At 51.3% G+C, this 25244-nt stretch carries 20 protein-coding genes; 18 read left to right on the forward strand and 2 right to left on the reverse strand.

Annotated elements, in window-relative coordinates; all coding sequences use genetic code 11:
* Window positions 1-73: 73 nt before the first annotated feature.
* The 10 genes from traA (at window position 74) to traN (ending at window position 16096) form a co-directional block, all read left to right on the forward strand.
* Entirely contained in the window at window positions 74-391 is a 318-nt protein-coding gene (gene traA / locus R7127_RS12120) for a TraA family conjugative transfer protein (protein ID WP_064754699.1), read from the forward strand.
* Between the two features lie 200 nt (window positions 392-591).
* Window positions 592-6123 (forward strand): Ig-like domain-containing protein, encoded by a 5532-nt coding sequence (locus tag R7127_RS12125; RefSeq protein WP_000606833.1) that lies wholly within the window; start codon window positions 592-594, stop codon window positions 6121-6123.
* 148 nt (window positions 6124-6271) lie between these two features.
* On the forward strand, window positions 6272-6979 hold the full coding sequence (locus tag R7127_RS12130) for a DsbC family protein (RefSeq protein WP_001259347.1): 708 nt from the start codon (window positions 6272-6274) through the stop codon (window positions 6977-6979).
* A complete protein-coding gene (traC, locus tag R7127_RS12135) occupies window positions 6976-9423 on the forward strand; it encodes a type IV secretion system protein TraC (protein ID WP_000637386.1) in 2448 nt (815 codons plus the stop codon). The genes R7127_RS12130 and traC overlap by 4 nt, the downstream gene beginning before the upstream one ends.
* Window positions 9424-9437: 14 nt before the next feature.
* Window positions 9438-9755, forward strand: a complete 318-nt coding sequence (locus R7127_RS12140) for a hypothetical protein (RefSeq protein WP_000351984.1) — start codon at window positions 9438-9440, stop codon at window positions 9753-9755.
* Window positions 9752-10282, forward strand: coding sequence for a S26 family signal peptidase (locus R7127_RS12145; RefSeq protein ID WP_001010738.1), 531 nt, complete (start codon window positions 9752-9754; stop codon window positions 10280-10282). Before R7127_RS12140 ends, R7127_RS12145 begins: the two co-directional genes overlap by 4 nt.
* Window positions 10245-11510 (forward strand): TrbC family F-type conjugative pilus assembly protein, encoded by a 1266-nt coding sequence (locus R7127_RS12150; protein WP_000621288.1) that lies wholly within the window; start codon window positions 10245-10247, stop codon window positions 11508-11510. Before R7127_RS12145 ends, R7127_RS12150 begins: the two co-directional genes overlap by 38 nt.
* Window positions 11507-12178 carry an EAL domain-containing protein gene (locus R7127_RS12155; protein ID WP_001337754.1) on the forward strand — a complete coding sequence of 224 codons (672 nt, stop codon included), beginning with the start codon at window positions 11507-11509 and terminating at the stop codon, window positions 12176-12178. The genes R7127_RS12150 and R7127_RS12155 overlap by 4 nt, the downstream gene beginning before the upstream one ends.
* Window positions 12175-13182, forward strand: a complete 1008-nt coding sequence (locus tag R7127_RS12160; protein ID WP_000983283.1) for a TraU family protein — start codon at window positions 12175-12177, stop codon at window positions 13180-13182. The genes R7127_RS12155 and R7127_RS12160 overlap by 4 nt, the downstream gene beginning before the upstream one ends.
* 115 nt (window positions 13183-13297) lie before the next feature.
* Window positions 13298-16096: a conjugal transfer mating pair stabilization protein TraN gene (gene traN, locus R7127_RS12165; RefSeq protein ID WP_001256487.1), complete on the forward strand. Its 2799-nt coding sequence runs from the start codon at window positions 13298-13300 to the stop codon at window positions 16094-16096.
* Window positions 16097-16134: 38 nt separating this feature from the next.
* Here traN and R7127_RS12170 read toward each other — a convergent pair whose 3' ends face one another.
* A complete protein-coding gene (locus tag R7127_RS12170; protein WP_000709517.1) occupies window positions 16135-16995 on the reverse strand; it encodes a hypothetical protein in 861 nt (286 codons plus the stop codon).
* A gap of 122 nt (window positions 16996-17117) precedes the next feature.
* Window positions 17118-17759 carry a hypothetical protein gene (locus R7127_RS12175; RefSeq protein ID WP_000796664.1) on the reverse strand — a complete coding sequence of 214 codons (642 nt, stop codon included), beginning with the start codon at window positions 17757-17759 and terminating at the stop codon, window positions 17118-17120.
* 293 nt (window positions 17760-18052) lie between these two features.
* On the opposite strand from R7127_RS12175, the gene R7127_RS12180 reads away from it, so the two are divergent.
* The 8 genes from R7127_RS12180 (at window position 18053) to R7127_RS12215 (ending at window position 25194) form a co-directional block, all read left to right on the forward strand.
* Entirely contained in the window at window positions 18053-18373 is a 321-nt protein-coding gene (locus R7127_RS12180) for a hypothetical protein (protein WP_000547566.1), read from the forward strand.
* A 303-nt stretch (window positions 18374-18676) separates the two neighbouring features.
* Window positions 18677-18862: a hypothetical protein gene (locus tag R7127_RS12185; protein ID WP_001186917.1), complete on the forward strand. Its 186-nt coding sequence runs from the start codon at window positions 18677-18679 to the stop codon at window positions 18860-18862.
* A gap of 219 nt (window positions 18863-19081) precedes the next feature.
* Window positions 19082-20050, forward strand: a complete 969-nt coding sequence (locus tag R7127_RS12190) for an AAA family ATPase (protein ID WP_000085162.1) — start codon at window positions 19082-19084, stop codon at window positions 20048-20050.
* A 10-nt stretch (window positions 20051-20060) separates the two neighbouring features.
* On the forward strand, window positions 20061-20969 hold the full coding sequence (locus R7127_RS12195; protein WP_000739139.1) for a hypothetical protein: 909 nt from the start codon (window positions 20061-20063) through the stop codon (window positions 20967-20969).
* Between the two features lie 60 nt (window positions 20970-21029).
* A complete protein-coding gene (gene ssb, locus R7127_RS12200; protein ID WP_000987165.1) occupies window positions 21030-21560 on the forward strand; it encodes a single-stranded DNA-binding protein in 531 nt (176 codons plus the stop codon).
* 94 nt (window positions 21561-21654) lie between these two features.
* Entirely contained in the window at window positions 21655-22644 is a 990-nt protein-coding gene (gene bet / locus R7127_RS12205; RefSeq protein ID WP_001282585.1) for a phage recombination protein Bet, read from the forward strand.
* A 62-nt stretch (window positions 22645-22706) separates the two neighbouring features.
* On the forward strand, window positions 22707-23717 hold the full coding sequence (locus tag R7127_RS12210) for a YqaJ viral recombinase family protein (RefSeq protein ID WP_000706865.1): 1011 nt from the start codon (window positions 22707-22709) through the stop codon (window positions 23715-23717).
* 199 nt (window positions 23718-23916) lie between these two features.
* Window positions 23917-25194 (forward strand): DUF3150 domain-containing protein, encoded by a 1278-nt coding sequence (locus R7127_RS12215; protein WP_000170086.1) that lies wholly within the window; start codon window positions 23917-23919, stop codon window positions 25192-25194.
* The last annotated feature ends 50 nt before the right edge of the window (window positions 25195-25244 follow it).

Consider the following 25244-nt stretch of genomic DNA (forward strand, 5'->3'; position numbering starts at 1 on the left):
GTTCTTGATGAACGCAAATCAGTTGGCGAATGCCTCAAGTAAAAACAACGCACTCTTCCTCTTCCTGGGGTTGATGGTGGTAGCCTTCCTGCTCGTGCCGGATCAGGCCCACGCTGGTACTGGTGGTACAGCGTTTGACGACGTATGGGTAACTCTCAAGGATTGGACCCAAGGTACTTTGGGTCGAATCGTTGCGGGTGCGATGATCCTGGTCGGTGTTGTTGGTGGTATCGCTCGCCAGAGCCTCATGGCTTTCGCTATGGGTATCGGTGGCGGTATGGGCCTGTACAACTCCCCGACCGTAGTGGAATCCATCATGTCTGCTACTCTGGAACATGCAGAGAAGGTCATCCCGGCTGTTGTGCAACTCAGCAATGGCCTGGGGGTGTAAAAGACACCTTGCCGTTAATCAACGGGTGATAGGGGCAGCCTAAAAGCTGCCCTTATTTTTTGGCAAAAAGTCCAGTCATAACAAATTCCAACTATTTCCTTATTTGCTCAAAAAGGGCACTTCCACAGCCCATGTTTATGCACTCCCTCCCGTAACCTCCAGCATTGGGTTCTTGTAACTCAAAACGAATGGAGAATGCGATGATCAATTTCAAGCCTAAAATTCCGGCGATGCTTGGGGCTCTGGCGGTTCTTACCGCTGGTGCTGCTCATGCAGAGCTGCTGGAATACACCTTTAAGGCTCCAGATGGTACGCAACGGTCTCTGACTCCGAATGCCAACTATGCCAACCCAACGGGCAATATCTCGTTTGCCTTGAGTGCCGGTATCGACCGAAAGGTAAAGATTTCGGTGATTCGGTCGGATGGAACAGTGGTTTCGACAGCGACCAGCCACCTTCTTGGGGCTACTGATCGCATCACAGTGGGTGGAAAATCCTACTATGGTGCGGAACTTCAACTACCGGCTCCTTCCGAGGGAGTCTACAAACTAAGGGCCGAAATACTGGCGTCAGACGGAAGTTCCGTTCAGACTGATGAATACCCGCTTCAAGTCGATACGACAGCGCCAAGTTTGGCAAACGTGACAGTAAAAGGGGAATGGAACCGGGCGCTTTCTGATGGAACGCTACTGCGAGGTCCTAACCGATTTTCAGGTATAGATGTGTCTGCATCTGATGCCGGTTCTTCGGTTTCCTCTATACAGGCGTATGCTGTAGATAGCAAAGGCAAGAGGAGTCCTGTTGTCTCGGTTAATTACGCCAACGGCCAAGGCCAGTTGTTGAACTGGAGCACTGTGTTCCCTAATGGGGAGGATCTATATACGCTTCATTTCGAGGCCCTGGATAAAGCAGGGAACAAAGGGTCAATAGCCTATCCTATTGCTTGGGATTCAGTAGGTGCAAAGTCTGGAGAGAATCCTGAGCCAGTAGCAGTGTATGACCCTAAGAACCCGCAGGCCTCAACTTTTAAGGTTAATGGTCAGGCCCTATCAGGTTTTGCGCCTTATCAGAACGGAATGACCATTTATTCCGATACCTACAGGGTGCTCTACCGGATACCCAAAACAAACTCCTATCCTTCTTCACCTTACGGTGCTCAAAGCGGTAACTGGTGTGATTATAAAAACTGTATTGAAGGCAATATCATTGCCGAAGACGGTACATATGATTATCGGCAGACGCAAGCTGATGTATTCCAGCAACATGGGACAAAAACTAAGTCGTTTATTATTTACGACTGGGTTATGAACTCTCTTGGTAATACATCCGTCAGTGTGAAAGCTGATCCATCGGTTAGCTTGGCTCCCATCGGTAAGTATGTTGAATATCTTAGGGATGATGGTCAGTGGGTCCGCGGTGAAACCATTAATATGAGCTCAGTTAACCATTATAAAAAACTGAGATTTCATGTTGAGCCGAGACCTTACGCTCAGGAGTTATGGGGATCTTGGTTGCCTACTACTAAAATTCCGGCAAATGCTTCTTATGCAGAAGTGGATACGGATATATCGTTCAGTGGGCGCTCATGTTCATGGCCTGGATATTGGTCTCGACCGGAAGGGAAGCCTGAACTTCCGTCTGATCGGATTGGGGCAACGTTCTGCTATGACCTTAACCCTCCTGAAATTGCTGGGTTAGAACGAAATGGGCGGATTTTTAAAGCTCATTTCCGTGAGCCTGATTCATTTGACGGTTGGGGTGTTAACCAGTGGGTTATTTCTAACAACTCAAGTGCGTCTGCGATAACCTCGACTGGCGAAGAACGTCCGTTGTCTCGTACTGAAGTTCTTCGTAGTAGCACAAATGATTGGTTTTTCACATTTTCTGCTGAGAATCTGTCAGAGGGCACATATACCGGCATATCTCTCGTAGCTAAAGATGCTTTCGGTAATGAGGTTAAGCAGGTATTCACTGGCTCCCAATATGCTATGAGCATAGATAATTCAGCGCCGACACTAACCGTATCGATCAGTGATGGAGCACCAATCCAGTCTTTGGATGATGTTGTAATCACCTTGACTGATACTGCCGACCCGAGTCCTAAGCTGACCTCTATTGCCCTCGTCGGAGGCCCAGCCGATGACAAGGTGCAGTTGTCTTGGCGTGAGGAGTCGAAAGGTCGATTCCGCCTTGAGTACCCGGTAATGTTCCCGTCTTTGAAGGAAGGGGAATCTTACACGCTGACTGTTTCCGGTGAGGACGCACAAGGCAACGCGGTTCAAAAGGCGGTTGGCTTCGAGTACAAACCGCGTCAGGTGATGCTGGCGGATGGGATGGATGGCAAGGTTATGGTCCCCGCTGTCACTCATGAATTTGTTCATGCAGATGGCAAGCGGATCATCGAGACCAAGCCGCTGACGCTCAGTGATGGTGCTGTCGTGACAGGTTCATACGACGTGTTTGCGACCCTCCGTTCTGATGCGAAAGTGCCGCTGGTGGTGAATGGGGTGCGTATCGAGCCGGGCCAGACAATGGGGATCATGAGCCAACATGATTTCGGTGCGTCAGGTGGTCGTTTGAGCATTCCGGTTAAACCGGCTGTTCCTGATGTGGTCGGCTCTTCCAGTCTTCTTGTCATGACCTCCGCGCCGAACTCACCCATCTTGGTTGTGGACATCAATACCTGGAAAGGGACGGCCAAGCTCTCGGCTGAATCATGGACAATTCGCCAGGTTATTGACCCGGTGAAAATCTATGCCCTGCCAGAGTCGGGTGTGCCTTGCCGGTTCACCACGAAAGAGGATGTGGCTATGGCCGCAGACCCAATTCGTGACCCGGTGTGTTTGCTCCAATGGGACAGAACTCCGGATGAGGCTGAACAAACTACGCAGGACAACAACGGGATGAAAGTTGCCGGGCTGGTGGGGCAGGCTGTGAGCATTGGTGAACAACCTGTCGAATACAGCCTGTACCTGTTCAGTGGTGACGGTTCCAAGGTAAAAGTTGGGTCTGGCTCTCAGAACCTGACGGTAACTACTGCCTATGGCTCTGTTGGTTACACCCCGATTGATGACATTGCTCAGGTGAATCGCGTCATTGAAGACTTTGATGTGAACTTCAAGCAGAGCAAAGGTCCTGATTGTTCAATCACTCTCAGTGCTGACCGTGCGAAAAACGAGGCCGCGAACAAAGCTGTTGGCAGTGCAAGCCGCACCTGTCTGTTCGAGTGGCAGCAGATCCCCGATGGACTGGTCCAAGACCCGTTATCGGAATCTCCTTCGTTGTCAGGTTCCCTGGCCGAGAACGGTGATCACCCTCTGGGGTGGCGGGTAAGTATTTTCACCCGTAACGGCACTCGGGTGACGTTGAACGACGAGACTTTCAATGTCGAAGCGGTTGACCCACCAGCTCCGACCGTTGAACTAGCCTCCGACTACAACTTCAAAGACAACATCTACTTGGTGCCGATGACAGGTAACTACCTGGGTGATGCCATTATCAACTCTGAACGAGCTGATCTGGATATTGCCATATCGCGCAACTCTGATGTTCTTGAGTCTGAGACCTTCACTCCGGGATGGGGTGCCACCAATAAGGTGTATCGCCGCATCAATACCGATGAGCGAGCGTTGTGGGAGGAGACCACCTACAAGGTGAACGCGGCCTACAACAAGGTGCCTGATGTGAAGACTGAGGTTGTCTACCGGGCTATCTCTGCACCTTCTGACAGTATCCGTCCTATCGTTGAAGTTAAAGGTGATACCGCGATTGACACCCAGGCATTGCCGGTTAGGGTTCTCATCCGTGATCAGTACAAACCTGATGGTGACTATGACGCTAACACGATGGGGGTGTGGAAAGTACGCCTGATCCAGCAAAAGGCCTACAACGAGACGGTTGCGCTCACTGATTATGCGGAAGCATCGAACGGTGAAGCTCAGTTCTCAGTAGACCTGTCTGGTGTGGATACTTCCTCCGTCCGTATCGCTGCTGAGGCTGTTCTGGAAAGCCCTGTTGAGGGTTACAACCGCACAGAGTTGTCTATCAGACCTGCCTTCTTGACAGTGCTTCGTGGTGGTGCCATCGGTGCTGGCGTGGAGGCTCGCAAGTTGTCTGGTGAAGCTCCGTTCACTGCTGTGTTCAAGCTATCTTTGGACGACCGTCAGGATCTCCGGGCTACCGGCCAGGTTGTGTGGGAAACCAGTAAGGACGACGGTAAAACCTGGGAGCAGTTCATCCCAGAAGATCGATACAAGTATCAGCTTGTGAAGACCTTCGACAAGGGGGAGTACCAGGTTCGGGCCAAGGTGGTGAACGTCAACTCAGGTGCGGAAAAGTACACCGAAGCGGTCAGTGTTGTCGCTTACGACAAACCTGATATTGCTGTTATCGGCCCGACCACGTTGTTTGTCGGAAGTGAAGGCAAGTACACAGCGAACCTGACGTTGAACGATGAGCCAATCTCCGGTGGCAATGCCATTGTTGAGTGGTCTACTGACGGTGGCAAAACCTACGCGCAGACAGGGGATAGCATCACGCTTTCGAGCGATGAAGAAACCCGATACCGCCTGTGGGCTCGTGTGCGCTCTGCCACTGCACCGGCTGATGACGGCTATGCCTATGAAGTTGCGAAAACGGCAGTTGACTTCCGAGCAGTGAAGGCCCCCCGTCCTTACGTGACAGGGCCGCGAGTCATTGAGACCGGTAAGAAGTATGTGTTCAAAGCCGAAACCAGCCTGCCTTACCGTGGGATGGACGTGAAGCTGAACGGGTTCTTCACGCTGCCTGATGGCTCAATTGTGCAGGGTGATACTGCTGAGTACGTGCCTTCGGACACTGACCTCAACCAGGCTACTGTAGAAACGAAGTACACCACCTGGATCGAAGGATACCGAGATCAGGGTGCAGAAGCCTCGCATAGCCTACGCTCCCGCGTGTGGCAGTATGTATGGCCGAGCTTCGGAATGCAGGTCAGGAAGAACGCTGACGTGGCTCCTGCGACGATCACCGCGTCAGTGCGGCCAATTGCCTTCAACGGCAAGCTGGAAGAACCGACCTACGAGTGGGAGTTGCCGGAAGGCGCAGTGATTCAGGATCAGCGGCAGGATATTGTCCGGTCCTTTGTGATCAATGAGCCGGGCGATTACAACATCAAGGTGACTGTCCGTGATGCTCGCGGCCATGAAACCGTGATCGAGCAACCGCTCAAGATCGGCCAGGCAGAGCCCTATGCTATCGACCTGCAATACTCTGGCTCGAACAAATACGAGCGTGAGCCTCTGGATGTGCTGTTGCGACCGTACATTTCTGGCGGCCACCCACGCGACCGTATTTCGACTCGCGTCTACTCGGTAGATGGTACGCCGTTGGAAAGCAGCGGTTACTACGGCAGAGCAACTCTGGGCGCTGGTGAGCACAGCATCAAGCTGAAAATAACCTCAGAAATGGGGCATGAAGCTGAGGGCGAGGTGAACATCAATGTGGCAGAGAACAAGTTGCCTGCATGTAGCCTGAGCTCACGAGAGACCGTTGGGTCGTGGATCGTTTATGCGAACTGCGAAGATACCGATGGCCGCATGAAGTCCTACGAATGGACCATTGCCGGTGAGTTGCAGAGCATCAGCTCTGATCGAGTGACTATCAGCAAGGGCACCTATGAAACGATGCCGACCATCTCTCTGGTTGGGGTCGATGACTCTGGTGGCAAATCCGAAGCTGTTACCATGAACTAAGGTTCATTCCTCTCAAAGCCCGGTTCAGACCGGGCTTTTTTTTGTATCGCGCTGGAATTGTCCAAATTGGGCTATTACAGAGGCGAGTCTATTTCCCTCCCCCGGATACACTGCCCAGCATCCAGTAATCCAATCTTAGGGGATAGACATGCGGACAAAATTACTCGGGGCGCTGATGGTGTTCGGGATTATTACCGGCACGGCTCATGCGTCATCGAAATTGGAAATCACCGATCCCAGAGCGGCGAAGATAGAGGACATCGTAGAGCTACCCATCAAAGGGGTTCGAGCCGTCCAAAGTGATGGGCAGATCATGTTCCTCTCTGAAAACGGGCGATTTGTTATTTCAGGACAAATCTACGACCTGTGGAGCAAGAAGCCCCTCAACACGATGTCCCAAATGAGGGATGTAGCGGAGCGTATCCACTTCAAGAGCATGGGCATGGATGTGGACACGCTGAACACCGTTTCGATGGGGCGTGGTGACAAAGAGGTGGTGGTCTTTGTCGATCCTAGATGCGCGGTTTGCCATCAGCTCATGGGTGATGCCAAATCGCTGGTGGATGATTACACCTTTAAATTTATCGTGATTCCTGCTCTGGGTGCTGAGTCCAACCGCTTGGCAAAGAACTTGTACTGCGCGAAAGACAAAACCCACGCGCTCGATGCGCTGATGAACAACACCTTGGGTTCCCTTCCTTCAAAAGAAACCTGCGACCCCGGCCAATACGATCAAACGCTGCTGACAGCTCATTTCATTGGGATTGAGGGCGTTCCGTTCGTGGTTGCTCCGGATGGTCGTGTCAGCAAAGGACGTCCGAAGAACCTGAAATCATGGTTGGAGAGTGTTGAATGATCGTAACCATCAAAAAGAAACTCGAAGAAACGTTGATCCCGGAGCACTTGCGAGCTGCCGGGATTATTCCTGTCCTGGCCTATGACGAAGACGATCATGTCTTCCTTATGGATGACCACAGTGCAGGCTTTGGTTTCATGTGTGAGCCCCTGTGTGGTGCCGATGAAAAAGTTCAGGAGCGAATGAACGGTTTCCTGAATCAGGAGTTCCCGTCGAAGACTACGCTCCAGTTTGTTCTGTTCCGCTCCCCGGACATCAATCAGGAGATGTACCGGATGATGGGGTTGCGTGATGGCTTCCGTCACGAGCTGCTGACATCTGTCATCAAGGAACGGATTAACTTCCTCCAGCACCACACGACAGAACGCATATTTGCCAAGACCAACAAAGGTATCTACGACAATGGCTTGATCCAAGACCTCAAGCTGTTCGTTACGTGCAAAGTCCCCATCAAGAACAATAACCCGACTGAAAGCGAACTCCAGCAGCTCGCACAGCTTCGCACGAAGGTCGAATCATCGCTTCAAACCGTTGGTCTGCGTCCCCGCACAATGACGGCGGTGAACTACATCCGGATCATGAGCACCATCCTGAATTGGGGGCCGGATGCTTCATGGCGACATGACTCTGTGGATTGGGAGATGGATAAGCCCATCTGCGAGCAAATCTTCGATTACGGCACTGATGTGGAAGTCAGCAAGAACGGCATCAGGCTGGGGGACTACCACGCGAAAGTCATGTCAGCGAAAAAGCTGCCTGACGTTTTCTACTTTGGTGATGCGTTGACCTATGCCGGGGATCTCAGCGGCGGCAACTCCAGCATCAAAGAAAACTACATGGTTGTGACCAATGTGTTTTTCCCTGAGGCAGAAAGCACGAAAAACACTCTGGAGCGCAAACGCCAGTTCACTGTAAACCAAGCCTACGGGCCGATGCTCAAATTCGTGCCGGTGCTGGCGGACAAAAAGGAGAGCTTCGACACTCTCTATGAGTCCATGAAAGAGGGGGCTAAGCCAGTCAAGATCACCTACTCGGTGGTTTTATTTGCTCCAACCAAAGAACGTGTTGAAGCGGCGGCGATGGCCGCACGAAACATCTGGCGTGAATCTCGGTTCGAGCTGATGGAGGATAAGTTCGTTGCTCTGCCGATGTTCCTCAACTGCCTGCCATTCTGTACAGACCGGGATGCAGTGCGAGACCTATTCCGCTACAAGACCATGACAACCGAGCAGGCGGCTGTGGTCCTGCCGGTGTTTGGGGAATGGAAGGGGACCGGGACCTATCATGCAGCGCTGATTTCCCGCAACGGCCAGCTCATGAGTCTGTCTCTTCACGACAGTAATACCAACAAAAACCTGGTGATCGCAGCCGAATCCGGCTCGGGTAAATCGTTCCTTACCAACGAACTGATTTTTTCCTACTTGTCCGAGGGTGCTCAGGTCTGGGTTATTGATGCCGGTAAGTCCTACCAGAAGCTGTCGGAAATGCTCAATGGCGACTTCGTTCACTTTGAAGAAGGAACGCACGTCTGCCTCAACCCGTTCGAGCTCATACAGAACTACGAGGACGAAGAAGACGCGATTGTCAGCCTCGTTTGTGCAATGGCGTCGGCCAAAGGCTTGCTGGATGAATGGCAAATCTCTGCGCTGAAACAGGTCCTTTCTCGCCTGTGGGAAGAGAAAGGTAAAGAGATGAAGGTTGACGACATCGCTGAGCGCTGTCTGGAAGAAGAAAACGACCAGCGCCTCAAGGATATTGGTCAGCAGCTCTACGCCTTTACGTCGAAAGGTAGCTACGGGAAATACTTCTCTCGCAAGAACAACGTCAGCTTCCAGAACCAGTTCACTGTACTGGAGCTCGATGAACTGCAAGGGCGTAAGCACTTGCGTCAGGTTGTACTGCTCCAGCTTATTTACCAGATCCAGCAAGAAGTATTCCTGGGTGAACGTAACCGCAAGAAAGTCGTCATCGTGGATGAGGCCTGGGACCTGCTCAAAGAGGGCGAGGTCTCGGTCTTCATGGAACATGCCTACCGCAAATTCCGTAAGTACGGTGGCTCCGTTGTCATTGCAACGCAGTCCATCAACGACCTCTATGAGAACGCAGTGGGCCGCGCCATCGCGGAGAACTCGGCCAGCATGTACTTGCTCGGCCAAACCGAAGAAACCGTGGAATCTGTTAAACGTAGCGGTCGTCTGACCCTTTCAGAGGGCGGGTTCCACACCCTCAAGACGGTACACACCATCCAGGGCGTGTACTCAGAAATCTTTATCAAATCGAAGAGCGGCATGGGCGTCGGACGCTTGATAGTGGGCGACTTCCAGAAGCTGCTTTATTCGACCGATCCGGTGGACGTTAACGCCATCGACCAGTTTGTGAAACAAGGCATGAGCATTCCTGAGGCAATCAAGGCCGTGATGCGAAGCCGTCAGCAGGCTGCATAACCAGGGAGACAGTAATGGACATTAAATCAATCGCAATCGCCGCCATTCTCGGTGCCGCTGGTGGCTTCGGCGGTAGCTACTACGTGATGAGCGAACAAACGGCAAGCATCCATCAGCGTTTGAATCAAACCCCGCCAGTGGTCGTGGTTGACTTCGCTAAAGTGGCGTCGGCGTATCCCGCTGGTGCCTCTCAGGAGGAAGTTGAAAGACTGATGGTCAAGACCAATGACGCAATTTTGAAGTTGAAAGACGCAGGTTATTTGGTCCTTGACGCAAGTGCTGTCGTCGGTGCTCCAAGTGACGTGTACCTCCCTGATGAGGTGCTGAAATGAATTTTCCACTCAAGAAGTATTTCGTCAAAAAGGAATCCTGGAAGCGCTTCGGGGTTAAGGCCGGTGTGACACTACTGGTTCTTTGGGCTGCTGGTGCGGCCTTTGCCAGCCGCTACCGTATTGGCATTGATCCACAACAGGAGAAGTGCCTGCCGGGTTACACCTTCTTCCTCATTGATCTGAACGACCAAACTCTGGAGAGGGGAGCTGTTTACGCCTTCCAAGCCAAGAACATGCAGCCTTTCTACAAGGACGGGACTCGCATGGTCAAAATCCTCACCGGTATGCCGGGGGATAAAGTCGAGATCAACGATAAGTGGAAGATCACCGTCAATGGTGATGTCGTCGGAGAGGGGCTCCAGCTCGCAGGGAAACTACATCTGCCAGAGAGCCACTTTTACGGCAAGACCACGCTGAAAGAGAATAACTACTGGTTTATGGGCAAAAGCCCATTCAGCTTCGACTCACGTTACTGGGGGACTGTGAAAAATGATCAGATCATTGGCCGCGCATATCCCCTGTTCTAAGAGCGTTCTGGTGGCGTTGATATTCTCTGTGGCTGGCGGGGCATACGCTCAAGAGTCTCCGCTCACAGAGCAGGATAAGGCGCTTATTGAGAAAGGAAAGCAAATTGCCCAAAAGGCCCAGAAGATGGAAATGCCATCTCTGTTGCAAAACCAACACATGGACGAGGCTCAGGCCGAAGCCAAGGCATTTTTCAAGCAGCTCCAAACTACTAACCCAACGCTCAAGGAGATGCACCGGAAACAGGCTGAAAAGGGTATCTACTCTGACCATCGGATACTGGTTTTCGCCTCGTTGTCTCTTGGCGAACAGGGGTTAGATGACGTCCTAACGGCGGTGTCAGGCCAGCCTGATTCTGTAATTGTGTTCCGTGGCATCCCGGAAGGAATGAACTTGGGGCAGGGAGTTAAAGCTATTCAGGCGCTCGCGGCCAAAAAAGACCCAGTGCCGAACATCATCATCAACCCTACGTTGTTCAAAACGTACAACATCACAGCCGTTCCCACGATTGTGATGCTGGAGGATGAGCCGCTGCCTGGCGAACAACCAAACGTCGTCGCCCAGGTCTCCGGGTTGTCCGACCCGGTATGGTTGGCTCGGGAAGTGGATAACGGAGAAAAAGGCGATCTCGGCGTTAAGGGGCCGGTGGAGAAAATCAGTGAGCCAGACCTTATTGATGTTGCCAAGAAACGCCTTGCCAATATCGACTGGGAAGAGAAGAAGAAACAGGCTATAGAGCGCTTCTGGACCAAGCAGAATTTCAATGAGCTGCCCAGAGCGCCAAAATCTCGAACACGAGAAATTGACCCTAGCGTCATGATCACCAGTGACATCAGCACTCCGGATGGCACTGTGTTCGCTCACGCGGGTGACGTGATCAACCCATTGTGCGATCCGAAGGAAGTTTGCAAGCCTGGAACGCGGCCATTTACCCAAGCGGTCGTAGTTTTCGACCCGCTGGACAAAAAGCAAATGGAGCTGCTCGCCAAGAAGCTGCCTGAAATTAAGCAGGAACCTGGCGTACAACGGATTACCTATATCGCCACAGAGTTCGACAAAGACAAAGGCTGGGATTCCTACAAGAGTGTCACCGACAACTTTGACGCGCCGGTATATCTGCTGACGCCAGATCTGATTACCCGGTTCGAGCTGGAGCACACACCGAGCGTCATTACTGCCAGAGGCAAGAAGTTTGTTGTCCGCGAACTTGCTGAGGAGGGCGGTGAATGATTTTTGCCCCGGCTTTCCAACCAATTAAAGACGTCGGCACAGGTTCGTTTGTCGCTGCTGAGGTACTGGCTCGTTGGTACGACGAAGGCCGGGTTCTTACACCATCCTCTCTGTCATCACCTCCTTATTGGGGGCTGGTGGATATGGAGATGGCACGGTTCATTCAGGACAACCTTCATTATTGCTTGGATCTGTACCCAGCTCTTTTTCTGAATGTCTCTGAACATACTTTGCAATCAGACGTCATTTTCAAAGCGTGGTGGAGGGTTGTCCGCGACATTGCTAAGAATCACTCATCACGGCTTGTCATCGAGATTACCGAGGGCATTCAGGATGCCTCTCTCGCATTGAGATGGGAGGCTCTTACCGAAATAGGGGTTGAGCTGGCGCTGGATGACTATGGAGACAAAAACTCTTCGCTGGAGCGCCTGAGTCGTTATGACTGGCACTATTGCAAGTTTGACGCGAGAAGACTGCGGTCGCTTGAAGACTACTCGGCCATCCTCCACTGCCGCCGAAAAGGCATACAGCTCATTGCTGAGCAGGTGGAGAGCTTCCCATTGGGGGAGAGCGCCAAATTACTTGGACTGTCATGGCAACAAGGTTTCTATCACGGGAAGCCTGCTGTCATGGAGAAACACTTGAATTACGTAAAGGCCTTACCATGATGCAAAAAATTCTACGGGTCATTGCCGTTAGCGCGGTCTTTTGGGTTCGTTCGGTATCGGCTGACCCTGGGTGCCAGAATGCGGAAGTAATCGGCGGAAAACTGATTACTGACATCTGCTGGAGCTGTATTTTTCCCATCAAAGTAGCAGGGGTTCCTATAAGTGGTGGAGGCGGATCATTCCCGAGTGAAGCCGTAAGCAACCCTCTGTGTATGTGCGAGGATAATCTAGGGGTCCCTCGGCCTGGAGTCACCACTTCTATGTGGGAGCCAGCACGGCTTGTTGAATTTCAGAGAGTGCCTGGCTGCTCATCTGTCTTGAATGGTGTCAGGTTCCCGTTTGATAGGACTAACCAAGGGCATCATGGCATGGGAGACATGGATGGTGGTGATGGTTCTTTTATGCACTATCACTACTATGCGTTTCCTCTGTTGGTGATGCTCGATTTATTTATTAAGCAGACCTGTAATGCTGATGGGTATATGGATCTCGACATCATGTACATGTCGGAGCTCGACCCGACCTGGAACAATGATGAGCTCGCTTTTTTTACCAATCCAGAGGCGGCGGCAGTAGCAAACCCAATTGCGGCGGCTGCGTGTACTGCTGATGCTGTCTCATCAACCGCTGGAAAACCTTTAAAACAGCTTTTCTGGTGTGCTGGTTCATGGGGCACCCTGTATCCATTTAGTGGCAACCAGAATGGTGGAAAAGGTGTTATCCGCGATAGCAGTCTTCTTAGCACAAGGGTTCTGGCTGCTTTGCATCGCCGGGGGTTAGCGTGGAAGACAATGGGTTCTGAGGCTATGTGTAGAGGTGTTATTAGCCCAACACTACCCAAAACGCAGTACAAATTCACGCTATTGCATCCGGTTCCAGAGACAAACTCATCTCACGTAATTGGCGAATCCACTCTTACGTGGGGTCTGGCGCGAACTATACCGGCAATTGGGCAAGACCCTATTTACACCATCTGGCGATGGAATGATTGCTGTAACAATTGAGCAGACCCTAACGAATTTGCACGGGCATTTTAGATTATGCCCCAAAAGGGCCACTACACGTACAGGTGGCCCTTGTCTTCTCAGATAGCATGGGAAGGTTGAAATGGAGAACACAATGCGAAGTCATAATTACTTTATGAAAGCTGTGGCCTCGCTGTTGACAGTAACCATGTCTGCGCTGCCGATACATTCCTACGCTAACGGTAGCCAAGACCAGGACATCACAGCGGTGGGTAAAGAGGCCCAGGCTTTCGGACAAAACCTCTCAAACTCATTCAAGTCGAGCTCGGGGACTGTGCAAGATGGCACAATCTCTATGCCGACGTTGAAAGACGGTCAATTCCAAATGAACGGGGGGAGTCAGATTAATGTCAATGATCTATTCCCCGGAACGAGCGGGACCAACAATAAACCTGATAGTTATTACTTCCCTGATGCCAATAAACCTGATGTGGGCGGTCTGCAAGGCATTTACGACTCTGGCGATGACATGGACAGCGTGGGGAATAATGCAAAAGGGTCGCTGTGGAGTGATGCCAATAGTGCTAATCCATCAATCTCTGGTGCGGCATACAAGGTTCTTCTCGATGCCTCTAATCGATCACGCCCTGATTTCAGTAATGACCCTGTACTAAATCTAAGCAAAAAGACCTATGAGGATATGGACCTCATCGCAGGTGGCTTTGGGGATTGTTCTGCCGAAACAACCATCAATCAGAATACTATCAACGCCCACATTCCAGAGTATGAACGGTGTCAGCGTGTTGTAGATCAAAGCGCGGACTGTGAGGTTGTCCATGACTACGATGCCTCTGTGGTGAAGCACTATGATGGTCCATATAACCTCAAATCTTGTGGAGAAGGCTGTACTGAGTTGTGGATTGGCCGAGTTGGTAACGACTACTGGAGTGGCAACTGTTCGATTTATGAGGAATACACGCGGGTCCAAGTCAGTAATCCAGACGCCATAGTGTCTGCAACTCTTGAGTACGCCAAGTGGGATGACTACATGCAAGTTTGGGTTGGTAAATCAGGTCAGGAAACTAAAGTATGGTCCGGCCCTGACGGCAATTTCCCTCCAGAAACGGCTGGCCGATGTGAATTGTCAACAAGTTGGGAGCGAAACCCTAATATTGATGTCACTCCCTATTTCAAGAATGTGAAAGATGGTGATGTTGTTACGTTTAAGATCCGCGTTTCAGTAACTGGCGCAGGTGAGGGTTTTGGCCGCATAAAGCTACGCTATGACCCATCAAAAGCCATTACCAAGGATGAGTGGGCTCCACAGAGCTGCATGGATTCAGCCAAAGGGGTTGTAGATGGTTTTGCGGAAGGCGAGATCACATGTATAGATGACCCGACTGATGCTACGGGCTGCACAGTCATCAATGGGATCAAAGTTTGCGAATCTCAACTCAAGCCGTCACCTTTGCCTGGTATTCCAAAACTATGCAAAAAGGTTCGAGTTAAAGCTGACTATGACTTTTATAAGGGGCAAATGGACTGCTGGACAGACCCTCAAGGTGAAACGCACTGTCCGGTAAACACGGGCGGGAATCTCGATAGCTGTCAGAAATATGAAGAAAACCCTCAGTGCGGCTTCATCAGTTCCAAATGTGTTGATGGTGCTCAGGGAAGTTCTGGTACGTGCTACGTCCACGAGGATACTTATGACTGTGGTACAGATGTTTCTGTTCCGACCTTGGAAAAGGAAACTGAGTACCAGTGCGGTGGGCCTATACGCTGCATGGGAGATGACTGCCTTGATTTGACCAAAACACAAAGCACTGATTTTGCTCGCGCTACTGCGTTGCTCAATGCAGCCCAATTCATGACGCAGGATATGAGCTGCACAGGCCAAGATGGGGATGACAATCCTACCGGGGATGAAAACGTTATTTGCTCTGCTTTTGCAGGGGAAGCTGGCGAATGCAAGATAGCTGTTGGGGGAGTTTCTGATTGCTGTGAAAAGCCAACCAATATATCTCTTGCCGATTATCTGAACCTAATAATGGCCGTTCCAAAGCTCGATGGCGCAGTGATGGGGCTGACTGATGGTAATGCGCTTAAAGGTGCTTATCAGGTACTTAGGGAACCTGCCCTTCAAGGGTGGACAGAAGTCACAAAACCGTTCACAAGTTATATAGAGAACGTTTCAGGTGCTGTTGATTCGTTCTTCCAGCCTGTAGAGCAGTTTGTTGATCAACTCATTGACCAGCTCAAAGAGCAAGTCAAAGAAGTGATGATGGATGTCATGAAATCAGCAGGCCAAGATGCAGCAACAGAGCAGGCGGCTGCCGCAGCATCTGAACAAGCTGCCGAAGCAATGATGGAGACTGCGACAACATGGCTTAGCACTGCCATGACGATATATACCGTCTATGTCGTTGCGATGGTGATGATCCAGATGATTTATAAGTGCGAGGAAGAAGAGTTCACTATGAACGCCAAAAGAGCGCTCAAGAATTGCACCTATGTAGGCTCTTATTGTAAATCTAAGGTGTTGGGCGCTTGTATTGAAAAAAGAGAAGCGTATTGCTGCTTCAATTCTCCGCTCTCTCGTATTATACAAGAACAGGTTCGCCCTCAATTGGGGCAGAACTTTGGAGACCCCAAAAATCCTCAGTGTGAAGGGATTCCACTAGATAAAATTGCCGAAATTGATTGGAGCAAAATTAATTTGGATGAGTGGCTTGGGATATTACAGCAGAACGGTAAATTCCCTGATCCGGCCTCAATAAATCTCGACTCGCTGACTGGAGCAGGGAATGACTTCAATATTGACGGGACGCGGAAGAATGCTCAGGAAAGGGCGTTGGAGCGGTTGGAAGGGATTGATATTGACGCGAAGCGAAAAGAGGCGACAAACAGCATAGACCCTCAAACAGGCGCGCCAACTGGTGGTGGTGGATAAAAAAAGGGGCCTTTCGGCCCCTTTCTCATGTAGATTGATTACGCTTCTGGGTAAACAAATAACTCTGCTTTTCCCTGATCAAGAAGGTAAGGGAAAGCAACTTTTTCGCCATTATCCAGCTCAACCGATTTTGGAGCAAGGTAGAGGTAGGCCCAAGCTGGTAGCTGTTTGCTAATAGCTGCGTAGATCGCTTGCTGAGGAGCATGGCTTGCTGCCCCATTACCGACATTCACAAAGTTGTATGCGGTCTCATGGCCTGATGTGAAGGCATACGCTGTACCTTGAACGCCAGAGACAAAATTAGGAGCTGACCCTAGGCGAGGCTCCACGATTTTCACCTTAACGGAACACATGTCAGCTACCTTACTTTGTCCGTTCACCCACGTCGGGCAACCCCATTCATTCTTGTAGAACTGATAGGTTAGGCGACCATCTTTGTCATACAGAAGCGTGAAATTGGCACCCAAATCAGTCAGCGCTGACTCAATGGAAACTTTCACATGTGAAAGAAATTTGGCCTGAGCGTCTGCCGGTGAAACTGCTTCGTTAGCAGGCATCCAAGCGATCAAGCTATTGCGAGCGCCATGCTGTTTGGGGCCGATAGCCCAGTTCGCAAGGTTGACCAAGCCACCTTGCCAGTCGGTCATTCCGAGCTGAGGGGACATGTAGCCAGACAGCACGTAGGCTGCCCCAAACGTTTTGGTGTCGGTCAGACGCTCCAGCTTGTCACGCGGAACAGAAGCGTCTTGGATGCCTGTTACCAGGCCACCGGCCTCCGCGATGTTGTAAGCGCGACTGTGATTGGTTTTGTACGCTGTGGGTTCGTAACTGCTGGTGGATGCACAGCCAGATAGAGCTGCTACAGCCAGAGCCACGGTGGTGATTAAAGCCTTTTTCATGTTGTTCTCCGTTCTTACCTGAGTTGAATCTGATTTACTTCGATAATATCACAGCATCAAAAAATGCAACCATAAAAGACAAAAAAAAGCCCCTCGGGCGAGGGGCAAAGGTTTGGGCTGGGTTATGCTGCTTTTGTTTTCTCGGCTTCGTCTGCGATTTCCTTGTCGCCGGTTGCAGATTCCGGAGCGGCTTCGGCCACTTCACCTTCTTTGCCTTTGCTGTGGGCGGAAATGCGAGCCCGTTTCTCGATGCCGATGATTCGACCGGCCAGCTTGATGAGGCGTTGCTGCCATTGGTAAGTGGCGTCGGTGCGCTGCTTGCTGGTCAGTACGGTGTTCAGCCAGAGAGTGTCAACGATCCCCATCAGGGTATCCAGTTTGCGGATCAGGTGTGCAAACTGAGCAACCTGAGGAGAGTTGATCTCGATGGTGTATTCATTCGGGTTGGTGTAGCCGGGCATCATGTCGATGCCGTTGTCTTCCATCAGCTTGTTGAGCTGGGCGGTAGCTTTGTCCAGGTCTTCGGAGACCTTGGAAATGTGTTCCAGGATGACGGTTTCAACCTGGTCGATTTCGTCCTGCTCACCGATGATGCGAAGGATCACGTCGATGGAGAACAGGGAGTTGGAAACTCGCTCAAAGCTGCGTTCCATGACGCGCTGAGCTTGGAGGCTGTTTACTTTCAGAACTTGCTTGAAAACAGGGCGAGAGTAGTGGTTGCTGCGGTCGTTGTTTGTGTCCAGTGCTACTTGTGCTTCTGCCATTAGAGATACTCCTAAATTTGAGGTACAGATAAACGCACTGGAAAGGATAAATGCGGTCAATCTGTAACCTGACCTCTCGAAGTGCCCAAAATGGACAGTTACAGCGTTTTCTGTTTAGCAAAGGTGAGCTATATTTGAATCATCTTAGTCGCTCTGCGGCTATAGGTGAGATAGCTGGTCTCCGAAAACAAACAGCATCTAGTCTTATGCCGTATGGCATTACTTAACCCCAAGCCGGGGGCTTCTCCCGGTTTTCGGGTGTTGCCCCTGTTTTTTTACATAGGAGCAACACCATGCACATCATCACTTTCATTGTAGTTCTGCTTGCATCTCTGGGCGCACTGTACGTAGGCGCGAAGGCATTTGCTTTTTCCTTCATCGTTCTCGCTAAAGTGTTCCAGCGTATCGGTTTGTTCCTTTGGAACAAATTCGCAGTTCCTGCAATGCGGTCTGTACAGGCCGTCATCAAAGAACGTGCTGCCAAGGCTGAACAAGCCAAAGCAGTCGTTGAACCTGAGGTAACTCAAGTTCAAGAAGTCGCTAAACAAGAACCTGACTGGGATTATCTCGAAATCCCGACTTACCTTCGTAAGGGCAAGGAACTTGTTTGGTAATAACTGTCGCTGAGTAATCTTCGACACTTTCAAACCCATCGGGGCAACCATACCCCGACGGGGATGTTGCCCCTTTTTGCTTAGGAGCAACATCATGGAAATCGCTATCATCGCTTTGTGTATCCCTACTGGTTGGGCAATCTCTCGTCCTTTCGTGAGAATCGCTGAATCGTTCGGTTACTGCTGATAGTCAACGCAAAGGGAGGGGGCAACCCCTCTCTTTCTGGTCAAGCCTCTGTGGCTTGTCCTCAAAGTCTTCTGGTGTCAGTTGGCTTTGACGACAAGCTACAGGGGGAATGTCGAATGCAACAGAATCTTCATGTTTACGACGATCACGCAGGCATCATCTATCTGGCTGATGGACGCGAGGTGAAATTTGATCCGAAACTGTATTCCAGCTCCTACCAGGCGCACAGTGAAGCAGTGAAGTGGGCCAAAGAAACCGGGGTCATTGGTCAAAACGACGATGTGGTGATGTTCGTCCATTGAGGGAGTGGCCTCCAGGAGAGGCTACTCTCCTCGCTCCTTAAAAGTCTTCTTACTCATGGTGAATACCATCAGTAAGCAGATTTTGTTCTCTTCGGAGAGCGAAAAGTGCGATAGCTGGTCGCCAAAAACAAACAGCAAATTAACGTTAATTTACTAGCCCAACCGGGCGCATCCGCCCGGTTCGGGACGTGGTGCGCCTGTCACAATAGGAGCGCACCTATGTCTCAATACTCTCAATTCTCAGTAAGCAAGGTTTTCGGTATGCCCAGCATTCCGGAGAAGGTAACGGCCATCGGCTACGCTGACGGTTCAAACCCTTTCATCCCTGCCACTGATACCAACTACGTTTTCCGCAAAGAGTTTCTGCGAGAGGTCTTGGCCTATCTCAAAGAGCCTGGCGGTGACGCATTGTTCGTAACCGGCCCTACCGGGTCTGGCAAAACCTCAGGTATCACCGAGATCGCTGGTCGTCTCAACTGGCCTGTTCAGCAAATCACTGCCCACGGGCGGATGGAGCTGACAGATCTGATTGGACATCACGCTCTGGTCGCGGAAAAGCCTGGTCAACCACCTGTCATGAAGTTCATGTATGGACCTCTGGCAGTCGCTATGCGTGAAGGTCATCTGCTCCTCATCAACGAGGTGGATTTGGCCGACCCTGCCGAGCTGGCTGGTCTCAACGATGTCCTTGAAGGGCGTCCCCTTGTGATCGCTCAGAATGGCGGGGAAATCATCAAGCCGCACCCGATGTTTCGTGTGGTCGTTACTGGTAACTCTACGGGGTCCGGTGATGCTTCTGGTTTGTACCAGGGGGTGATGATGCAGAACCTCGCAGCTATGGATCGCTATCGTTTCACCAAAGTAGGGTATGCGGATGAGGAAGCTGAACTCAGCATTCTTGGCCGTGTTACTCCGAAACTTCCGGAAAATGTGCGGAAGGGAATGGTTCGGATTGCTAATCAGGTCCGCAAACTGTTTCTTGGCGAAAACGGTGAAGATGGTCAGATCAGCGTCACCATGTCCACTCGGACGTTGGTGCGTTGGGCGAAACTGTCTCTAGCGTTCCGTGGTGCCCCAAATGCTCTTGAATACGCCCTGGATCAAGCTCTGCTTATCCGTGCGGCCAAAGAGGAGCGTGAAGCCATCCTGCGTGTTGCGAAGGATGTGTTCGGGGACCAATGGCGCTAAGGGGTGACGCATGAAGAAAAATGACTGTTTGTGCCGTCGTTACACTGCTAAAGAGTGGGGCAATGACGAAACCACAATAGAAGTCTTCATTGGCTACAAGTTGCTCCGGGAGCCCAGCTCCTCGGAGCCAGGCCAATTCACGATGGTCGAGCTACGCCGAACCGTCACTGATGGGAAAGCTGAAAATTGGTCTGAGACAAAGCTCGAAGGACCTTTTGAAGCTAACGGCCCAGACACGATCCCAATGTCCTACAAGGACAAAGAAAGCCAGTATGTGTCACAGTTTCTCAGCCAGGGGTACACCTTTCTGGATGAGGTGCTGGTAAACGCAGAGACACAGACGGTGCTGGAAGGGGGGAATGTTTCAGCCGGACAAACAGCCAGCTTGGGATCTCTCAACTGGCTGTTATCTCCGCCCTCTGAGTTACCTCCAGGTGACATAAACCTCTTCAAAGGTTTTGTTGCTGGGGTTTTTGCCAAAGGAGCCGGTTTAATCGGCTTTGAGGTTGCTCGGAGCGAAGGCTCAAATGACTTGCTACCCAGTGTGCTGATGCGTACTGACAGCGGTTATGAGCTTGGGGTTAGCACTGGACTAGGCGAAAACACTATCCATCCAGCTACGCTGGAAGGCGCTGGTGAACTCCGCCCGGAACATGGTCACAAACCCCTGCTGATGTTGGTTTACCTGCAACAGCGTTTCGCGGATGACTTTTCAAACGTAGAGAAGCCGCTGGTGGCATTCTGTGATGAACAGGGTGATACCTTCGACTACGAGCGTTTTGATTCACTAAAACCCCTCATTGAACGGTTTGGTTTCAGCTACGACGAAGTAAGAGCAGATGCAGAAAGGCTTGGCCTTGTATCTGAGCTGATTCGCCTGGCAGAGATCGACGCCGAACAAGAGGATCACTTTTTTTAACCCTTACGGGGGCTTGCTCCCCGAAAGGGGCGTTGGCCCTCTCCAAATAACTTGGAGGTCATGATGTCTAAAGGCGTCAACAAAGTAATTCTGGTCGGTAATCTCGGTTCTGACCCGGAAATTCGCTACATGCCAAGCGGAACTGCCGTTGCCAACTTCAACGTTGCAACAACGGATACGTGGCGCGATAAGCAGTCTGGCGAGCAAAGAGAGCATACTGAGTGGCACCGTATTGTGCTTAAAGGTCGTTTGGCAGAAGTCGCTGGTGAGTACCTGAAAAAGGGCTCCCAAGTCTATCTCGAAGGGAGCAACCGCACCCGGAAGTGGACTGACAGCCAACAAATCGAGCGCTACACCACCGAAGTACACTGCGTTGAAATGCAGATGCTTGGTGGTCGTGGAAATGCACCTCAGGACAACTCTCAACGTGCAGCGCCCCAAAAAGGGCAACGTACAGGAGCCGGTACGCAATCTGCTCCTGTGCAGCAATCAGCACCGCAAGGTGGTATGGGCGGAGGCTATGGTCCCGCTCCTGATGGCTGGGATGATGACATCCCGTTCATGCGGCTGCACCACTTGGCTGGCGGGTAACACCGCCAACTCTTACTAAACCCCACGGGGGCACTCATGCCCCGAGGGGGTCATGGTGTCCTCAAACCGTTCATTCGTGAATTGGAGAAACACCATGTCTGATAACAAATCTCTTGTAACCCGTATCGCAAGCCGGTTTGGCGTGGACACCCGAAAGTTCTATGAAACTTTGAAGGCGACCGCATTCAAGCAGCGAGATGGAAGTGCCCCGACCGATGAGCAGATGATGACGCTCCTGATCGTGGCTGAACAGTACGGTTTGAACCCTTTCACTCGGGAAATCTATGCGTTTCCTGACAAGCAAAATGGGATCATTCCGGTAGTAGGTGTTGATGGTTGGAGCCGCATCATCAACGAGCATCCCCAGTATGATGGCGTCGAGTTCGTGTATTCGGACAAGATGGTCAGAATGCAGGGGGCGAAAGTTGACTGCCCTGAGTGGATTGAATGCGTGATTTACCGTAAGGACAGATCTCGCCCTATCCGCATCAAGGAGTTCATTGATGAGGTGTACCGTGAACCGTTTCAGGGTCAAGGTCGCAATGGTGCTTACACTGTTGATGGCCCCTGGCAAACGCACACCAAGCGTCAACTCCGGCACAAGTCGCTGATCCAGTGTTCTCGTGTCGCATTTGGTTTCTCTGGTATTTATGACCAGGATGAAGCTGAACGCATCCGTGAAATGGAGCAGGCATCGGCCATTAACCCGGCTATTGCCAATCTCCCTTCACCATCTCAAGTTCAAAGCCAAGAGCCTTTGGCTATTGAGCACAAAGAGCTTGACCCGATCCTAACCAAACTCGCAAATCGCGCCATTGCTGAAAACGCATGGTCTGCGGCGCATGAGTATGTGAAGGGACGGTATGAAGGTTCGGAACTGCAATATGCGACTCAATTCCTTCGTGACAAGGAGATGGATCAAATGGAGCCTCCGAAACCTGACTACCAGGAAGCGCACGAGCAAGAGTCCGCCGCTGGTGGTTCTGCAAATGCTGAACCTGGTGCCGAAGAAATGCCGCCTTTGAGTGACGAGGACATGATCCCTGTTACAGAAGAGGAGGGCGCGGAAGGCAGTTACTACTAACCCCAACGGGGGGGACTCCCCCGCTGGGGGAGATCTCCCTCCTAACCATTGGAGAGAGGTCCATGAAAATAGTCAACCTATCGCAACGAGAGGAAGATTGGCTTGATTGGCGGCGTCAAGGTGTAACAGCCACTGACGCCGCTATCCTGCTCAATCGGTCTCCGTACAAAACACGATGGAGACTGTGGGCCGAGAAGACTGGGTATGCGCGTGAAGTCGATCTGAGTCTTAATCCGCTGGTTCGCCGGGGGATAGAAAACGAAGATGCTGCAAGACGCGCTTTCGAGGAGAAGTATGATGACATGCTGCTCCCCGCCTGTGTCGAATCGGTTCAATACCCGCTCATGAGGGCCTCCCTGGATGGCCTGAGAGATAACGGGGAGCCCGTCGAGCTGAAAAGCCCGAGTGCGACTGTCTGGGAAGATGTTTGTGCTGAGAAAGCAAACAGCAAGGCATACCAGCTTTATTACCCGCAGGTGCAACACCAGCTCCTGGTAACGGGGGCCAAGCAAGGCTGGTTAGTCTTCTACTTTGAAGGTCAGATTCAGGAGTTTCCAATACTCCGAGACGAAGCCATGATTCAAGAAATCTTGGCCGAGGCTAAAAAGTTCTGGCAACAGGTAGTAGACAAGAAGGAGCCCGACAAAGATCCAGAGAGAGACCTGTACATACCGCAAGGTGAAGAGGTCAACCGTTGGATTGCTGCTGCTGAGGAATACCGCCTCTATGATGCTGAGATTCAGGAGCTGAAACAGCGACTGTCTGAGCTTCAAGAAAGGCAAAAGCCTCATCTCGACACCATGAAGTCCCTCATGGGGGAATACTTCCATGCCGACTACTGCGGTGTGATGGTAACGAGATACAAAGCGGCTGGCCGGGTAGACTACAAAAAGCTGTTGGCTGATAAGGCGTCAGGCGTGAAGCCTGAGGATGTTGACCAGTACAGAGAGAAGTCATCAGAGCGGTGCCGTGTAACGGTTACTGGCTCTGTGAAGCCACGGTACATTGTTGATGAGGACGTGCTTGCTCCTCTTGATGATTTGCCGGAAGAAGTAGAGACGTTCTACTGGTGAGTGGGGGATTTTCCCCCGCTTTCCCTTGGGGATTCTGGGAGTCTCCAACGGAAAGCAAGATTTTGTTCTCTTCGGAGAGCGAAAAGTGCGATAGCTGGTCGCCAAAAACAAACAGCAAATTAACGTTAATTTACTAGCCCAACCGGGCGCATCCGCCCGGTTCGGGACGTGGTGCGCCCCCAACTTTTTGGAGTGCATCATGACTAAAGTGAACCATCTACAAAGCCTCTGTGTTATCCACGTAGACTTTGACATCTGGAGTGGACAAACCCGTTTGTCTGCATCTGATCTCAAGCTGGGCGAGGGTGGTGAAATTCCACCTGAGAAAGTAGCTCAACTGGGAAGTAAGAAGATCTGTGATCCGGCTAAGCTGAAAGGCTTTCATCGCCTGAAAACAGAAACTCGTCGCCTCCTGCTGAAATTCGGTATGCCGTTCATGAACGGATTTGCCGTACCCGTCAGCAAGACCGATGAAATCTGTAACAAGCTGAATGACATAAACTTTCAGTTTAACCAACTGAAACAGGATTTCATCAAAGGTTACAACAAAGCCGTGGATGAATGGTGTCAGGAGAACCCTGAGTATGAACGAGCTATCCGTGCCGGAGCCCTTCCAAAGGAAACGGTCGAGGAGCGGATTGGCTTTGAGTACCAGGTGTTCATGATCCAGCCTGTGAACGAAGATGAGGCCAACGCCAAACGCCTTAACCGCAAGGTTGAGCGCTTGGGTGACGATCTCATCTCCGAAGTGGTTCAGGAAGCGAATAAGTTCTATATGGAACGTTTGGCCGGTCGAGACCAATGTGCGGTCACTACTCGGCAGACACTCCGTAACATCCGCGACAAGGTGGATGGGCTTAGCTTCCTGAACAGCGCTTTTAACCCTCTGGTCAAGCTGCTCGACCAAACCCTCCGGGGATACGAGCAACATGCCGATGGCCGAAACATCGTTGCGCCTTTCTTTTATCAGGTCGTGGCCGCAGTGCTGATCATGAGCGAGAGGGACCGCATCGAGCAGTATGCCAATGGCTCGATTACTGTAGAGGGCATGGCTAATGACATTGGCGGTTCGGGAGCCCAGATGGGGGACCGTTCTAAAGATGAAAAGGCCGAACAGAAAAGCGATAAAGCCGGTGAGCTTATCCCTGCAACAGAGGGTGGCGAAACCAAGCAGCAACAGGTAGGTGGTACTGAATCTGTTCAATCAGAACAGACTAACAGCGGTGGTAACGCTGTTGACCTGGATGAAGACATCGACAACTTCTTCAAGAGTTTTGCAGAACGAGGCGAGGGTGAATCGGAAGATGAATCCAATGCCGGTGATGTGGTTCGAGAAGAGCGCGTTGATGTTGAGGATGAGCCGGTTTTGCCTGAGGAAACTCCGGTAGAGCAAGAGCCTGTCCAAGAGGAGCCGACAGAGGAGCCTCTCAACCAGGAGCTGCCTAAAACTGACGACGATGGCGACTATTTCTTCTAATAGTCACTTCAACTAAACCGACCCGGAGGGGATAGCCATTCCCTCCAGGG

The sequence above is a fragment of the Vibrio sp. 1159 genome (assembly GCF_033340395.1).
In the GTDB taxonomy this organism is placed as follows: domain Bacteria; phylum Pseudomonadota; class Gammaproteobacteria; order Enterobacterales; family Vibrionaceae; genus Vibrio; species Vibrio alginolyticus.

Excerpts from the sequence above, each read along its gene's own strand:
- ssb (WP_000987165.1), top strand. The coding sequence starts at position 21,030 with ATGATGTCTAAAGGCGTCAACAAAGTAATTCTGGTCGGTAATCTCGGT.
- R7127_RS12140 (WP_000351984.1), top strand. The coding sequence starts at position 9,438 with ATGGACATTAAATCAATCGCAATCGCCGCCATTCTCGGTGCCGCTGGT.
- traN (WP_001256487.1), top strand. The coding sequence starts at position 13,298 with ATGCGAAGTCATAATTACTTTATGAAAGCTGTGGCCTCGCTGTTGACA.
- R7127_RS12130 (WP_001259347.1), top strand. The coding sequence starts at position 6,272 with ATGCGGACAAAATTACTCGGGGCGCTGATGGTGTTCGGGATTATTACC.
- R7127_RS12190 (WP_000085162.1), top strand. The coding sequence starts at position 19,082 with ATGTCTCAATACTCTCAATTCTCAGTAAGCAAGGTTTTCGGTATGCCC.
- R7127_RS12145 (WP_001010738.1), top strand. The coding sequence starts at position 9,752 with ATGAATTTTCCACTCAAGAAGTATTTCGTCAAAAAGGAATCCTGGAAG.
- R7127_RS12155 (WP_001337754.1), top strand. The coding sequence starts at position 11,507 with ATGATTTTTGCCCCGGCTTTCCAACCAATTAAAGACGTCGGCACAGGT.
- R7127_RS12215 (WP_000170086.1), top strand. The coding sequence starts at position 23,917 with ATGACTAAAGTGAACCATCTACAAAGCCTCTGTGTTATCCACGTAGAC.
- R7127_RS12210 (WP_000706865.1), top strand. The coding sequence starts at position 22,707 with ATGAAAATAGTCAACCTATCGCAACGAGAGGAAGATTGGCTTGATTGG.
- R7127_RS12170 (WP_000709517.1), bottom strand. The coding sequence starts at position 16,995 with ATGAAAAAGGCTTTAATCACCACCGTGGCTCTGGCTGTAGCAGCTCTA.
- traC (WP_000637386.1), top strand. The coding sequence starts at position 6,976 with ATGATCGTAACCATCAAAAAGAAACTCGAAGAAACGTTGATCCCGGAG.
- R7127_RS12195 (WP_000739139.1), top strand. The coding sequence starts at position 20,061 with ATGAAGAAAAATGACTGTTTGTGCCGTCGTTACACTGCTAAAGAGTGG.
- R7127_RS12150 (WP_000621288.1), top strand. The coding sequence starts at position 10,245 with ATGATCAGATCATTGGCCGCGCATATCCCCTGTTCTAAGAGCGTTCTG.
- R7127_RS12175 (WP_000796664.1), bottom strand. The coding sequence starts at position 17,759 with ATGGCAGAAGCACAAGTAGCACTGGACACAAACAACGACCGCAGCAAC.
- bet (WP_001282585.1), top strand. The coding sequence starts at position 21,655 with ATGTCTGATAACAAATCTCTTGTAACCCGTATCGCAAGCCGGTTTGGC.
- R7127_RS12160 (WP_000983283.1), top strand. The coding sequence starts at position 12,175 with ATGATGCAAAAAATTCTACGGGTCATTGCCGTTAGCGCGGTCTTTTGG.
- R7127_RS12180 (WP_000547566.1), top strand. The coding sequence starts at position 18,053 with ATGCACATCATCACTTTCATTGTAGTTCTGCTTGCATCTCTGGGCGCA.
- traA (WP_064754699.1), top strand. The coding sequence starts at position 74 with ATGGTGGTAGCCTTCCTGCTCGTGCCGGATCAGGCCCACGCTGGTACT.
- R7127_RS12185 (WP_001186917.1), top strand. The coding sequence starts at position 18,677 with ATGCAACAGAATCTTCATGTTTACGACGATCACGCAGGCATCATCTAT.
- R7127_RS12125 (WP_000606833.1), top strand. The coding sequence starts at position 592 with ATGATCAATTTCAAGCCTAAAATTCCGGCGATGCTTGGGGCTCTGGCG.